Raw genomic sequence first — 13,477 nt, forward strand, 5'->3', positions numbered from 1 at the left:
CTGCGATGCGGCGACGGCGGTGCGCGAGCGGTGGAGAGCGGAGCGGGGCGCCTAGAGGGCACGGGCCTTTCTGGTCGTCATGAGGTGATCCTGGTCGACAAGCAGCCTTGGGACAAGCCATTTCAGGTGGAGCGGAGCGCTCCGGTTTGCACGGTTCGCCAACTGGACTGCTTGTGCAGAAAGAGCGTTACAGGGATCGGACAGCGGATCATGCCAGGGTGACGTCCATGCCGCCCTCGGCCAGGGTTTCAAGGACTGCGGTGAACAAGTCGTAGGGCTGGCCCTCCGGCGTCAGGGCGTGGGACAGGTGCTCGCGCGCGGTCGCGGCGTCTCGCCAGAGCAAGGTGGCGGGGGCGGTGTAGCCGAAAGTGCCGCGCAGACAATCGTCGAGGGCGGCGAGGCAGCCGCCGAAGTAACCGCCGGGTCCGTTGACCGCTTCCCCGAGCGCCAGATAGAGAGCCGGTTCGTCGGTGATGTACCGGCCGTCGAGTTCGTAGGCGTGGCCGGCCGACCGGCCACGGTGGGATCGTCGGCAGGCCCGCTCGCGGACAAGGTCATGCCAGGCCCCGCGGCGGCGGGTGTCGAGGCCGGCCCAGGTGTTCACGACGGCCGGTGGTCCAGCGAGCCACCTCTCCCAGATCGGCCGAGCATATTCGGGGACCGGTGCGAAGCTGCCTCCGTCAAGCTCAAGGTCGATCAGGTCCGCTGCACAAGAGGATGGGCGCCAGGCGCTGACCGTGGCCCACAGCAGCCGATCGGTGAGCAGCTCGCCTCGGCCGTCCCGGATCTCCAGCGCGGCCTCCTCCAGATCCAGCGCCCGCCGGGTGCCCTTCGCCAGTGCCGCCCTGAGCCGATCACTCGGCGCGAGCCCCCGTAGGACCATTGGCGCAGGTATCTGCTCGGGGGACATGATGCGGGTGAACTCCCGGCAGGAGCCCAGCCAGCGATGCCCGTCGTGCACGCGAACGCGCCCCCTGTACCCCTCGGGCGGGCCTTCGTAGTCGTCCAGGCCGGTAAGCACCAAACTGTCCGCCCCGACGCGCTGCCCCGGACTCTCCGCGTCCTCCAGCAGCCAGGCATCGCATGCCTCGTCCTCCGGCACCAGCCACACCCTGCTGCCGACCCACCCGAACACGCCGGATCGCTCCGGAACCCATCCGAACAACTCATACGTCCCGCGCCGGCATTCCGCGAACAGCCCCTCCACCTCGGCACAGACGCCCCAGACATGGCCGTGTTCGGTCTCGGTCAGCGCGTACGACACGCTCCCGCTTCCCTTCTCGTCCCCCTGCACAGCGGAAATCATGCCCCGACCACATTCGGACGACCAGACCAGGACCTTCTCCGGCCAAAGCCGCAGTAGGCACCTGGAGAACCCTGGAACGCCCAGATCACCGCAAAGTCCGAGGTAACCGAAAAGAGCGCCCCTTTACCGTCCGGTCACGGTGTGTTCGTGATCGCGCAACACGCGTTCGGCAGGGTTGCCGTATGCCGCATTCGACCTCCGCTGCCTCCGCCCCCGCACGGCGCCGTCACAGGGGCCGTGAACTCGCCGTGATCGCCGCACTGGTCGCCGCCGGCCGCCGCGTACGGCGGTGGTGCCGCGCCGCCGCCGTGTCGTGGCCGGGGCGTCCAGCTCCTCTTCCGGCCGAGGCGGGGCCGGAGACCGCGGCCGCGCTGTGGCGGCTGCGCACGACCGTACGCGACACGCCCGGCACGCTCGGCGCGGTGTGCACGGCGCTCGCCGACCGCGGGATCGACATCGTCTCGCTCCAGACGCACCCGCTGGCCGACGGCACCGTGGACGAGTTCCTGCTGCGGGCGCCGTCCGCGCTGCCAGCCACGGCACTGGCCGCGGCGGTGGCGCGGGCCGGCGGCGCCGACACCTGGCTGGAGCGCGCCGACGCCCACGACCTGGTGGACCTGCCCACCCGCATCCTGACCCTGGCCACCCGCACCGCGCTGGACACCGCCGAACTGCCGCTGGCGCTGCGCCGCCTGCTCGGCCGCTGCACCATCACCTCCACCCCCGCGGGGAGCCGGGACGAGCCGGGCGCGGAGACGTACGGCCAGGGACCTGCCGGGGAGCAGGGGCACGGCGGCGTCCGGTCGGCCGCGGAGGAACTGCCCACGGTCATGCGGCTGCGCGACCCGGCCGGCGGTGTGATCACCGTACGGCGCGAGCAACCGCCGTTCACGCCCACCGAGTTCGCCCGGGCCCGGGCGCTGGTGGAGCTGGACGCGCGACTCGGGACGCGGGTGCCGCCGCACCGGGCCGCCGCCGCGCTCCCCCACGGCCACCGAGGTCCGCTGGGCGGCGAGGTCACGCTGCGCCGCGTCGGCCCGGAGGACCTGTCCGCGGCCCGCGCGATGCACGCGCGCTGCGCCCCGGCCACCCTCGCCCGCCGCTACCACGGCCCGGTCGGCGACGCGGACCGCTACCTCACCCACCTGCTCGGCCCGCGCTTCGGCCGGTCCCTGGCGGCCGAGACCGCCGACGGGCGCCTGGTCGCGCTCGGCCACCTGCTGTGGGACGGCGAGGAGAGCGAGGTGGCGCTGCTGGTGGAGGACGCCTGGCAGCGCCGCGGCATCGGCACCGCGCTGCTGCGCGGGCTGGTCGAACTCGCCGCGGACGCCGGCCGGTCGAGCGTCTACGCGGTGGCGCAGGCCGCCAACACCGGGATGACCGCCGCGATGCGCGCCCTGGACCTGCCGCTGGACTACCAGGTCGAGGACGGCACCGTGGTCGTCACCGCGACGCTGCCCGCCGCGGCCGACGGCAGTCCCGCGCCGCTGCCGTGGACGGTGACCGACCACCGCCCGTGACGCGGGGGCGCAGGGGCGCGGGGGGCCGTTGGTGGCCTTCTTACGCCGCTGACCTGCGGTGATACCGGCTGCCGTGGCCGGTAAGGGCATCCGGGGTGACGCCGTGCCGCCCGGCATACGAAGATGACCGCATGTCGTCACTCACCAGCAGCCCACTGCCCCGCCAGGTCGCCGACACCTACGTCGACGCCCTGGTCGCCCTCGACCCGGCCCTCGGCACGTACCTCGGCGCCCCGGGCAGCGCCCGCCGGCTGCCCGACCACTCGCCCGCCGGCGCGCAGGCCCTGGCCGACCTGGCGCGCAGCACCCTGGCCGACCTGGCCGAGGCGGAGGCGCGGCCCGGCGGCGACAGCCCGGCCGAGCGGCGCTGCGCCCGCCTGCTGCGGGACCGGCTCACCGCCGAGATCGAGGTCCACGAGGCCGGCGAGCACCTGCGGGCGGTCAGCAACATCAACTCCCCGCTGCACTCCATCCGCGAGACCTTCACGCTGATGCCGCTGGCCACCGCCGAGGACCACGCCGACCTCGCCGCCCGGCTGCGCGCGGTGCCCGCGTCCGTCGCCGGCTACCGCGCCAGCCTGGAGGAGGGCCTGTCCCGCGGCCTGCCGGCCGGCCCGAAGCAGGTGGAGACCGTCATCGAGCAGCTCGGCACCTGGGTCGGCGACGGCGCGGAGAGCAGCTGGTTCGCGCAGCTCACCGCGGACGGCCCCGCCGAGCAGCGCGCCGAGCTGGACGCCGCGGCCGCCGAGGCCACCGCCGCCTTCGCCGAGATCCGCGACTGGCTGCGCGCGACGTACGCCCCGGCCGTGGCGGGCGCGCCCGACACCGTGGGCCGCGAGCGGTACGCCCGCTGGTCGCGCTACTGGAACGGCGCGGACCTGGACCTGGAGGAGGCGTACGCGTACGGCTGGTCGGAGTTCCACCGGCTGCTCGGGGAGATGCACGCGGAGGCGGGCAAGATCCTGCCCGACACCGACCCGTGGGACGTGCTGCACCACCTGGAGACGCACGGCACCGTCGTGGAGGGCGTGCCGGAGGTGCGCGAGTGGCTCCAGGCGCTGATGGACGAGGCGATCCGCGCGCTGGACGGCACGCACTTCGAACTCGCCGAGCGGGTCAAGAAGGTGGAGGCGCACATCGCCCCGCCCGGCGGCGCCTCCGCGCCCTACTACACCGGGCCCACCGAGGACTTCAGCCGGCCCGGCCGCACCTGGCTGCCGACGATGGGCCTGACCCGGTTCCCGATCTACGACCTGGTCTCCACCTGGTACCACGAGGGCGTGCCCGGCCACCACCTCCAGCTCGCCCAATGGGTGCACATCGCCGACACCCTCTCCCGCTACCAGGCCACCGTCGGCATCATCAGCGCCAACGTCGAGGGCTGGGCGCTGTACGCGGAGCGGCTGATGGACGAACTCGGCTTCCTCACCGACCCGGAGCGGCGGCTGGGGTACCTCGACGCGCAGATGATGCGCGCGGTGCGGGTCATCATCGACATCGGCATGCACCTGGAGCTGGAGATCCCGGCCGACTCGCCCTTCCACCCCGGCGAGCGGTGGACCCCGGAGCTGGGCCACGCCTTCTTCGCCGCGCACAGCGGCAGCCCGGCGACGCTGATCGACAGCGAGCTGATCCGCTACCTGGGCATGCCCGCGCAGGCGATCGGCTACAAGATGGGCGAGCGCACCTGGCTCGCCGGGCGCGCGGCCGCGCGCGCCGCGCACGGCGACGCGTTCGACCTCAAGGCGTGGCACATGGCGGCGCTGTCGCTGGGGTCGCTGGGGCTGGACGACCTCCTCGCGGAGCTGTCGGCGCTCTGATCGGCACGCTGACCGCCACGCGCGGGGCGGGGGCCGTCCGCGGCGTCCGCCCCCACGTGCCGCGGCGGCGCGGGCGCGGTCCGAAGTGTGCCTGCCGGGGCGGGTGACCAGGGCGTAGGGTTCGGGAGAGGGGGGCCGGTGCAGGCGTGCCGGCTCCCGCTTCCCTGCGTTTGGCGACAAGGCGGTCCGGTCCGATGACTCTGCACGCTTCCCACGACGGCGGGAGCCTGGTGCTCACGCAGGGCCGGCTCGTCCTGCGCGAGCAACTGCCCGAGGCCGCCGCGGTGCTCGCCGAGGGCAAGCCCGGCGACTTCACCTGGATCGACGGCGTGCCCGGCGACGGCACGTCCAGCGCGGCCACCATGACGGTCGTCTCGGCGAGCGCCGGGGTCTACCGGCCCGGCTGGGGGCTCTTCGTCATCCAGCGGGCCGACGACCTGACCGCGCTCGGCGGGGTCGGCTTCCACGGGCCGCCGGACCGCGGCGCCGTCGAGATCGGCTACGACCTGTCGCCGTCCGCCCGCGGCCGCGGCTGGGCCACCGAGGCGGCCCGCGCGCTGTGCCAGTGGGCGCTCGGCCAGCCCGACGTGATGGTCGTCCTGGCCACCACCGAGCCGGGCAACGCCGCCTCGCAGGCGGTCCTCGCGCGCGTGGGCTTCACCCGGGTCGCGGACCGCGGCGAGCTGTGGGCGTACGAACTGACGGCGCCGCCCGCGTAGGGCCCACGGGAGGCTCACGGGTCACGGGTCAAAGGCTCACGGGGCCCGGGGTCCGATTCGGGGCGCCGTTGGTCCGGCACGGAGCTCAGCCGGCGGCGGAGCGCATGCGGACGCTGGAGCCGTCGCGGCCCTTGTCGACCTCGAGCTGCGCGGGGATGCGGTGCCGCAGGTCGGCGACATGGCTGACGATGCCGACGGCCCGGTCCCGTTCGCGCAGCCCGTCGAGGACGTCGAGCACCTCGTCCAGGGTCCCCTCGTCGAGGCTGCCGAAGCCCTCGTCGATGAAGAGGGTGTCCAGCCGCATGCCGCCCGCCTCGTCGGTGACGACGTCGGCCAGGCCGAGCGCCAGGGCGAGCGACGCGAAGAACGTCTCGCCGCCGGAGAGCGTCGAGGTGTCGCGTTCGGTGCCGGTCCAGGCGTCCACGACCACCAGGCCGAGGCCGGACTTGGCGCGGTTGCCGGCGCGGGCGTCGCTGTGCGCGAGCGTGTAGCGGCCGGCCGACATCCGGTGCAGCCGCACGCCCGCGGCCGCGGCGACCTGCTCCAGGCGTGCCGCCAGGACGTACGTCTCCAGCTCCATCCGGTAGCGGTTCTCCGCCGAGGTGCCCGCCGCGAGGTCCGCCAGCCGTCGGAGCCGATCGAACTCCGCCCGGGCCGGGGCGAGTTCCCGCACCCGCGCGGTGGCCAGGCGGCTCAGCCGGTCCAGTTCCCGGCAGCGGGTCGCGGCGGCCGACTCCGCGGCCGAGGCCGTCCGCAGCCGCCGCTGCGCCTGTTCGGCGGCGTGCTGGGCGCGTTCGGGCGCGGCGGGCGGCAGCGCGGCGGCCGCCGCGGGTTCGGGTGCGGCCAGGGCCTCCTCGACCGCGGCCTCCTCCCGTTCCCATGCGGCCATGTCCCGTTCGGCGCGGGCCAGTTCGGCCGGTGGCAGCAGCGCCGCCGCTGCCTCGTCGGGGGACGCGAACCCGGCCTCGCGCACGGCCGCCGCGAGCGCGGCGCGCGCCTCATCGAGCTGCCGCCCGCACTCCGCCCGCTCCCGTGCGGCATCGACGGCGCGGTCCAGCAGGCCGATCCGCGCGGCCAGGTCTCCGCGCCTGGCCCGTACGGTGGCGTGGCCGCCCCGCGCCTTGGCCAGCTCGGCACCCAACTGCCGGTGCTGCTCGTCCAGTTCCTCCCGCCGGGAGGTGCGGGCGGCGGTACGGCTGAGGGCCTGCTCGCGCTGAGCGGAGCGGCGCTCCTGCTCCTCCTGCGCGCGGGCGAGGTCGCGGCGCGCCTCGGCCAGGCCCCCGGCGGCGCGCACGGCGGCGGCGTGCTCGGCGGCCGACTCCGCGTGGGCGGCGACGAGTTCGGCGTAGGAGGCGGTCCCGGCGGCGGCCGCGGCCGCCTCGTGGGCGGCGCGCAGGCGGGCCGTCGCCTCGCCCGCCGCCGCGTGGGCCGCACGGCTCCGCTCGTAGGCGGCGTGGGCGGCGTCCTCGTCGGCGGAGGTCACCCGGCGGCCGGCCTCGGGCCGTGCGGGCGCGGGGTGTTCCGCGGCGCCGCACACCCGGCACGGCTCGCCGTCCACCAGGCCGTCGGCCAGCTCAGCGGCGATCCCGGCGATCCGGGCCTCCCGTGCGTCCTGCCACGCCTCGCGGGCCTGCGCGGCCCGGTCCCGCGCGTCCCGTCCGGCGTCCTGCGCGCGGGCCAACTGCGCTGCCAGCCGGTCGCGTTCGGCCGCCGCGTCGCGCCGGGTCAAGGCCGCCTCCACCCGCCCGGCCAGGCCCTCCGCCCGCGCGGCAGCCTCCGCGGCGGCCTCCACCCGGCCCTGGAGCCGGCCGCGCTCGGCCGCCCAGCGCTCCAGCCACGCCTGCGCCTCCCGTACGGCCCCCTCGTCCGCGCGCTCCTCCCGGGCCAGCGCCTCCCGGCGGCGCCCGATCTCCTCCAACCGCGCCTCCGCCTCCCCGGCGGAGGCCAGCCCGCCCAGCTCCTCCCGCAACTCCCCCACCCTGCGCGCCATGACGGCCACGCGTGCGTCCTCGGCGCCCTCCGCCGCTCCGAAGCCCGCCTCCCCGGCCGGACGGCCACCGCTCCGCCCGGCGCCGAGCGCCTGCGCCAACTGCCGTTCCACCGGGGCCGACAGCGCCTGTACCGCAGCGTCACCGGTCCGCTGGGCCGGGACCTCGCCCGCGTCCGCGACGTGTTCGCCCGCGGCCCGCAACCGGTCCGCCGCTTCCTCCTCCGCGGCGCCGGCCTCCTCGTAGCGGGCGGCCGCCTTGGCGTGGCGGGCTAGGGCGGGGTCGACGGCCAGGGCCCGCCGGGCGCGGTCGAGGCGGGTCCGGGCGGCGTCCCGCGCCGGGCGCTGCTCCTCAAGGGCCCGCGCCCGGTCGCGGGCTTCGCGGTGCCGGCGCTGGAGGGCGGCCACCTCGCGTGCCGCGGTGGCCGTCTCGGCGGCGGCGCGGTGCGCGTCCTCGGCGAGGCGTACGGCCGTACGCGCGATGTCGTACCGCTCGCGGGCGTCGCAGCGGGCGAGCGCGGCATCGGCGAGCAGGGCGGTGTCGAGGGCGGCTTCGGGGTCCGCCGCCGCGGGGCCGGCGCTGTCGTCCCCCGCGGCCTGCCGCATCCGGGCGGCGATCTGCCGCAGTTCGTCGTCGGCCGCGGCGAGCCGCCGGTCCGCCTCGTGCCTGAGGTCGCGCAGCCGCCGCTCGACGGCCTTGAAGCGGCGCGTGTCGAACAGCCGCCCGAGCAGCGCGGCGCGCTCGACCGCGCCCGCGCGCAGGAACGTCGCGAACTCGCCCTGCGGCAGCAGCACCACCTGGCAGAACTGCTCGCAGCTCATCCCGACGAGTTGCCGCACCTCCTCGCCGATCTCCTGGTGCGACTTGGACACGCCCTGCCATGTGCCGCCGACCTGCTCGCGCAGCAGCGTGACCGCCTTGTCGACGGTGGTGCCGGTGCCGCGCTTCTTGGCGCGCGTCTGCTCCGGGCGCCGGGTGATCTCCAACCGGCGCCCGGCGAGGGTGAGTTCGAGGACGACCTCGGTCGGGGTGCCGGCCGCGGCGTGGTCGCTGCGCAGCCGGTTCGCCGGCCGGGCGCCGGGCACCTGGCCGTACAGGGCGTAGCAGACCGCGTCGAGCACGGAGGTCTTGCCCGCGCCGGTGGGGCCGTGCAGCAGGAACAGCCCGGCGGCGGACAGCTCGTCGAAGTCGACGTGCTGGGTGCCCGCGAAGGGGCCGAACGCGGTGAGTTCGAGGCGGTGCAGGCGCATCAGTCGGCTTCCGTCCGTACGGCGTCGGCCCGCACCTCGTCCAACGCGGCGCGCAGCACGCCGGTTTCGGCCGGGTCGGGGGCGGTGCCGCGGACGTGGGCGACGAAGTCCTCGGCGATCTGCTGGTCGGTGCGGCCGCGCAGCCGGCGGGCGTAGGAGGCGAGGTCGTCCTCGTCGGCGCGGTCGGGTGCGAAGGCGAGCGCGAGGACGTGCGGGAAGCGCCCCGCGAGCGCGGCCATCGGTTCGTGCGGGCGGTGGGCGTCGGTGAGGGTGGCCTCGACGAAGGAGCCGGTGTGCGGTTCGAGCGCGGGGTCGGCGAGCAGGTCGTCCAGGCGGCCGCGCAGCCGGGCCAGCGGGCGCGGCACGGGTGTGTCCAGCCGCCGGGCGCCGACGGCGCCTTCGGGGTCGAGGTCGACCAGCCACATGCTCTTCCGGTGGTGCTGCTCGGAGAAGGAGTAGGCGAGCGGCGAACCGGAGTACCGTACGCGGTCGTTGACCGTCTGGCAGCCGTGCAGGTGGCCGAGCGCGACGTAGTGGACGCCGTCGAACAGCTCGGCGGGCACCGCTTCCACGCCGCCGGCGGTGATGTCGCGCTCGCTGTCGCAGGGGGCGGCGCCGGTGACGAAGGCGTGCGCGACGACGACGGCGCGGGTGCCGGCGGGCCGGGTGGCCAGATCAGCGCGCACCCGGTCCATGGCGGCGCCGAGGACGGCGGTGTGGTCGGCCCGTTCGGCGTCGAACTCGGCGCGGACCAGGGCCGGTTCGAGGTAGGGCAGGCCGTAGACGGCGATGTCGCCGTGCGGCGGGTCGGGCAGCAGCACCGGCCGGTGGCAGGTCGCGGGGTCGGTGCGCAGGTGGACGCCGGCGCGGTCGATCAGCCCGGCGCCGACGCCGAGCCGCCGGGCCGAGTCGTGGTTGCCGGAGGTCAGCACGGTCGGCACGCCGAGGTCGGCGAGGGCGTGCAGGGCCTGGTCGTACAGCTCGATCGCGGCCAGCGGGGGCACGGCGCGGTCGTAGACGTCGCCCGCGACGAGCACCGCGTCGACCTGCTCGGCGCGCACCGTGGCCACCAGGTGGTCGAGGAAGGCGCGCTGGGCGCCGAGCATGCTCACCCGGTGGAAGGACCGTCCCAGGTGCCAGTCCGAGGTGTGCAGGAATCTCACGCCGCCACCGCCGCGAACCGCACCTGTTCCCCTCCCCTTCCCGGGCGTCCGCCCGCCGACCTGCACCGTACTACCGATCTCCGTCGATCTCCGCGCGGTCCGGCCGCACACCCCGGTGGGCCGCCCGCGATCGGCCGGGGCGCGGCGGTGTCAGCCGGTGCCGGGCGACGTCGGCCCGGCGTCAGGTGACGTCCACGTAGGCGCTGCCCTCGGCGGTGCAGGTGGCGGCGCCGGAGGTGGCGTCAGCGAGCCAGGACCGGAAGGCGGCGACATCGGCTTCGGGCACGCCGAGGTGGAAGGTGACGGCGGCGCCGTACTCGACCTCGCGCACGGTGTGCCCGGCGGCGCGCAGTTCGTTCTCCAGGCGTCCGGCGCGCTGGTGGTCCGCGGTGACGGTGAGCAGGGTGAGCAGCCGCCGCTGGAGGGTGCCGACGGTGTCGAGCGCGGCGGAGACGGCTCCGCCGTAGGCCCGGGCCAGGCCGCCCGCGCCGAGTTGGACGCCGCCGTAGTAGCGGGTCACGACGGCCACGGTGTCGCGCACCTCGCGGCCGAGCAGCACCTGGAGCATGGGGGTGCCCGCGGTGCCGCCGGGCTCGCCGTCGTCGCTCGCGCGGTGCAGGCGGCCGTCGGGGCCGATGACGTAGGCGAAGCAGTTGTGCGTCGCGGCCGGGTGCTCCTTGCGGACCGCGCGGACGAACTCCTCGGCGGCTTCCTGGCTGGCGGCCGGGGCCAGCGCGCACCGGAACCGCGAGCGTTTGATCTCACTTTCGTACACGCCCGGGCGCGCCACCGTCAGATACCGATCTACCACCCGTTCAGCGTAGTGCGGCGGGAATCGGGGCGCGGGGCGGGGCGTTGATCAGGGCAGGACGCGCGGGAAGCGCGCGGGCGGTCGGGAGTTCGAGGCGAGAGGGCCGGTGAGCGGTGTGAACGGGGACGGGTTCGGCAGCGGGTACGCGGACTATGAGGACAGGGCCAGGGCGCGCAAGATCCTGACCGACAGCGGTGACACCTGGGCGGTGGTCGGGCTGTCGGGCAACACCACCCGCCCGGCCTACCAGGTGGCGGCGGTGCTCCAGCGGTTCGGCAAGCGCGTGGTGCCGGTCCATCCGAAGGCCGAGACGGTGCACGGCGAGCGGGGGTACGCGAAGCTGGCGGACATCCCCTTCCCCGTCGACGTGGTGGACGTCTTCGTGCACCCCGCGTGGGCCGGCGAGGTGGCCGACGAGGCGGTGGCGGCCGGCGCGAAAGCGGTGTGGTTCCAGCTCGGCGTGATCGACGAGAAGGCGTACGAACGGGTGCGCGCGGCCGGGGTGGACATGGTCATGAACCTCTGCCCGGCCATCGAGATACCGCAGCTGCCGCGCGCCTAGCACCCGCGCCACAGGGTCCCGCGGTCGGCTTGAGGTCCGCGGGGTCCTGCGGTCCGCCGGAGGTACGCGGGCCCGCGCGGCGGAAGGTCCGCGGCGGGGCGGCGGAAGATGCGGTCGGGCGGTGGGCGGCTCAGGTGGCGGTGGGGGTCTCCAGGCCGGGCAGGTCGAGGCGTTGTTCGGGCGGCACACTGTCCGGGCCGGACGCCGAGGGCCCGGACGCTGAGGGGCCGGGCGCTGCGGGGCCGGGGGTGCGCAGCGGTGGCTGCCAGCCGGTGTCGGGTGCCCAGCGGCGCACGATCCGGGCGGGGGCGCCGGCGACCACCGCGTGGTCGGGGACCTCGCCGCGGACCACGGAGCCGGCGGCCACCACCACGTTGCGGCCGAGCCGGGCGCCGGGCAGCACCACGCTGTCCACGCCCAGCCAGCTGCCCGCGCCGATCTCGACGGGCGCCGCGTGGGGCCACTGCTCGCCGATGGCCTGGTCGGGGTCCTGATAGGAGTGGTTGGTGCTGGTCACGTAGACGTTGGGGCCGCAGTAGACCTTGTCGCCGATGACGATCGGGGCCAGGGCCACGATGTGGCTGTCGCGGCCGATGACGACGCCGTCGCCGATGCGGATGACCGGGTCGGGGCCGTAGTCGAGGTCGGCGGGGGCCAGGCCGACGGTGAGAGTGACCTGTTCGCCGATGATGCAGCAGGCGCCGAGGTGAATCCAGGGTTCGCCGAAGACGGTGCCCTGGGGGAAGGCGAGGCGGGTGCCCCAGCCGATCCGGCCGAAGCGCAGCAGCCCGGGGCGCTCCGCGGTGACCGCGCCCGCGTTCTGCACCCGTCGCCAGGCGCGGTGCACCAGGCGGGTGGTGGCGCGCCGTCGCCAGGCCGCGGCGCCGGACAGCAAGGAGAAGAACACGTTCTTGTTCTCGGGCACACGGCCACCGTATACGGTGCTGCGGGGCCGTGGTGGAGCGGCGCGGGATCGGACGGGAGCGGGCATGGCGGAGTCGCAGTCGGCGTCGGAGTCGGTGGAGCACGCGGGTTCGGCGGCCGGGGCGCCCGGGGCGCTGGTCGCGGGGGTGGCGGGCCGGCAGCCGCGGCTGGACCCGGAGGCGTATGCGGCGCCGACGTCCGTGGTGCTCGGTGACGTGGTGCTGAGTGAGCGGGCGAGTGTCTGGTACCACGCGGTGCTGCGCGGCGACTGCGAGCAGATCCGGATCGGCGCGGGCTCCAACGTCCAGGACAACTGCACGGTGCACGCCGATCCGGGGTTCCCGGCGGTCGTCGGCGCGGATGTCACGGTCGGGCACAACACGGTGCTGCACGGGTGCGTGGTGGAGGACGGGGTGCTGGTCGGGATGGGGGCCACGGTGCTCAACGGGGCGCGGATCGGCGCCGGTTCGCTGGTGGCGGCGGCCGCGCTGGTGCCGCAGGGCATGGTGGTGCCGCCGAACTGCCTGGTCGCGGGGGTGCCGGCGAAGGTCAGGCGGGAGCTGACCGAGGAGGAGCGGGAGGTGCTGCGGCTGAACGCGGCGCACTACGTGGAGTTGGCCCGGGCCCACCGGGCGGCGCTGGGCTGACCGGTGGGCCCGGGCGGGGTCACCCGCGGGAGGGGGTCACTCGCCGGAGGGGGCGACGGCCACTTCGCGTTCGGCGGCCGCCTCGTGCTCGGCCTGCACCTTGGCGGCGCGGCGCCGTACGTAGAGGAAGGAGCCGAGGCCGACCAGGACCGCGATGGCAAGGCCCACGTAGCCGAAGCGGGTCAGCCAGGGCTCGGCGACGACGCCCACGTAGTAGATGATCGCGGTGATGCCGCCGGCCCAGACCAGGCCGCCGAGCGCGTTGGCGATGAGGAACTTGTGGTAGGGCATCTTCAGGACGCCGGCGAGCGGCCCGGCGAAGATCCGCAGCAGGGCCACGAAACGGCCGAAGAAGACCGCCCACATGCCCCAGCGCTGGAAGGAGCTTTCGGCGGTGGCGATGTGGCCGGGTGAGAAGTGGCTGGGGAAGCGGCGGCCGAGCCAGTCCAGCAGGGGTCGGCCGCCCTTGTGCCCGATGGCGTAGCCGATCGAGTCGCCGACCACCGCGCCGAAGATCGCGCACGCCCCGACGATCCAGGGGCTGACGTGGCCCTGGGAGGACAGCAGCGCCGCCGTCATCAGCACGATCTCGCCGGGCAGCGGGATGCCGAGGCTCTCCACCCCCACCACGAGACCGACCATCAGATAGACGGCGACCGGCGGAATGCCGTCCAGCCAGTCCTGCACGTGCACAGCAGGTCCCTCCCCGGGGTGGCGGTCGAACGCGCGCCCGCAGCGCGCTTCCTGGAAGCCTAACCGACCGGGCG

Annotated in this window: 11 protein-coding genes; 5 read left to right on the top strand and 6 right to left on the bottom strand. The window is 75.5% G+C overall.

What is annotated here, in order from left to right; translation table 11 throughout:
* Nucleotides 1-208 precede the first annotated feature (208 nt).
* Nucleotides 209-1,306: a barstar family protein gene (locus AC3EVP_RS16635; RefSeq protein WP_435130722.1), complete on the bottom strand. Its 1,098-nt coding sequence runs from the start codon at nucleotides 1,304-1,306 to the stop codon at nucleotides 209-211.
* Between the two features lie 182 nt (nucleotides 1,307-1,488).
* On the opposite strand from AC3EVP_RS16635, the gene AC3EVP_RS16640 reads away from it, so the two are divergent.
* From AC3EVP_RS16640 to AC3EVP_RS16650, 3 genes are all read left to right on the top strand, one after another.
* Nucleotides 1,489-2,826: a GNAT family N-acetyltransferase gene (locus AC3EVP_RS16640; protein WP_435130723.1), complete on the top strand. Its 1,338-nt coding sequence runs from the start codon at nucleotides 1,489-1,491 to the stop codon at nucleotides 2,824-2,826.
* Between the two features lie 131 nt (nucleotides 2,827-2,957).
* Nucleotides 2,958-4,646, top strand: a complete 1,689-nt coding sequence (locus tag AC3EVP_RS16645; RefSeq protein WP_335972377.1) for a DUF885 domain-containing protein — start codon at nucleotides 2,958-2,960, stop codon at nucleotides 4,644-4,646.
* Nucleotides 4,647-4,840: 194 nt separating this feature from the next.
* Nucleotides 4,841-5,365 carry a GNAT family N-acetyltransferase gene (locus AC3EVP_RS16650; protein ID WP_435130724.1) on the top strand — a complete coding sequence of 175 codons (525 nt, stop codon included), beginning with the start codon at nucleotides 4,841-4,843 and terminating at the stop codon, nucleotides 5,363-5,365.
* Between the two features lie 85 nt (nucleotides 5,366-5,450).
* On the opposite strand, the gene AC3EVP_RS16655 is transcribed toward AC3EVP_RS16650, so the two are convergent.
* The 3 genes from AC3EVP_RS16655 to AC3EVP_RS16665 all read right to left on the bottom strand — a co-directional run bounded on the left by AC3EVP_RS16655 (nucleotide 5,451) and on the right by AC3EVP_RS16665 (nucleotide 10,577).
* Entirely contained in the window at nucleotides 5,451-8,603 is a 3,153-nt protein-coding gene (locus AC3EVP_RS16655) for an AAA family ATPase (RefSeq protein ID WP_435130725.1), read from the bottom strand.
* Nucleotides 8,603-9,766 (bottom strand): exonuclease SbcCD subunit D, encoded by a 1,164-nt coding sequence (locus AC3EVP_RS16660; protein WP_435130726.1) that lies wholly within the window; start codon nucleotides 9,764-9,766, stop codon nucleotides 8,603-8,605. The genes AC3EVP_RS16655 and AC3EVP_RS16660 overlap by 1 nt, the downstream gene beginning before the upstream one ends.
* A gap of 181 nt (nucleotides 9,767-9,947) precedes the next feature.
* Nucleotides 9,948-10,577: a YigZ family protein gene (locus AC3EVP_RS16665; protein ID WP_435130727.1), complete on the bottom strand. Its 630-nt coding sequence runs from the start codon at nucleotides 10,575-10,577 to the stop codon at nucleotides 9,948-9,950.
* Between the two features lie 115 nt (nucleotides 10,578-10,692).
* Here AC3EVP_RS16665 and AC3EVP_RS16670 point away from each other — a divergent pair, with 115 nt between their 5' ends.
* Nucleotides 10,693-11,139, top strand: coding sequence for a CoA-binding protein (locus AC3EVP_RS16670; protein ID WP_435130760.1), 447 nt, complete (start codon nucleotides 10,693-10,695; stop codon nucleotides 11,137-11,139).
* Between the two features lie 130 nt (nucleotides 11,140-11,269).
* Here AC3EVP_RS16670 and AC3EVP_RS16675 read toward each other — a convergent pair whose 3' ends face one another.
* A complete protein-coding gene (locus AC3EVP_RS16675; RefSeq protein WP_435130728.1) occupies nucleotides 11,270-12,064 on the bottom strand; it encodes an acyltransferase in 795 nt (264 codons plus the stop codon).
* A 64-nt stretch (nucleotides 12,065-12,128) separates the two neighbouring features.
* On the opposite strand from AC3EVP_RS16675, the gene AC3EVP_RS16680 reads away from it, so the two are divergent.
* Nucleotides 12,129-12,710, top strand: a complete 582-nt coding sequence (locus AC3EVP_RS16680; RefSeq protein ID WP_435130729.1) for a gamma carbonic anhydrase family protein — start codon at nucleotides 12,129-12,131, stop codon at nucleotides 12,708-12,710.
* Between the two features lie 36 nt (nucleotides 12,711-12,746).
* Here AC3EVP_RS16680 and AC3EVP_RS16685 read toward each other — a convergent pair whose 3' ends face one another.
* A complete protein-coding gene (locus tag AC3EVP_RS16685) occupies nucleotides 12,747-13,403 on the bottom strand; it encodes a DedA family protein (RefSeq protein ID WP_335972384.1) in 657 nt (218 codons plus the stop codon).
* Nucleotides 13,404-13,477 lie beyond the last annotated feature (74 nt).

The organism is Actinacidiphila sp. bgisy144 (genome assembly GCF_057708105.1).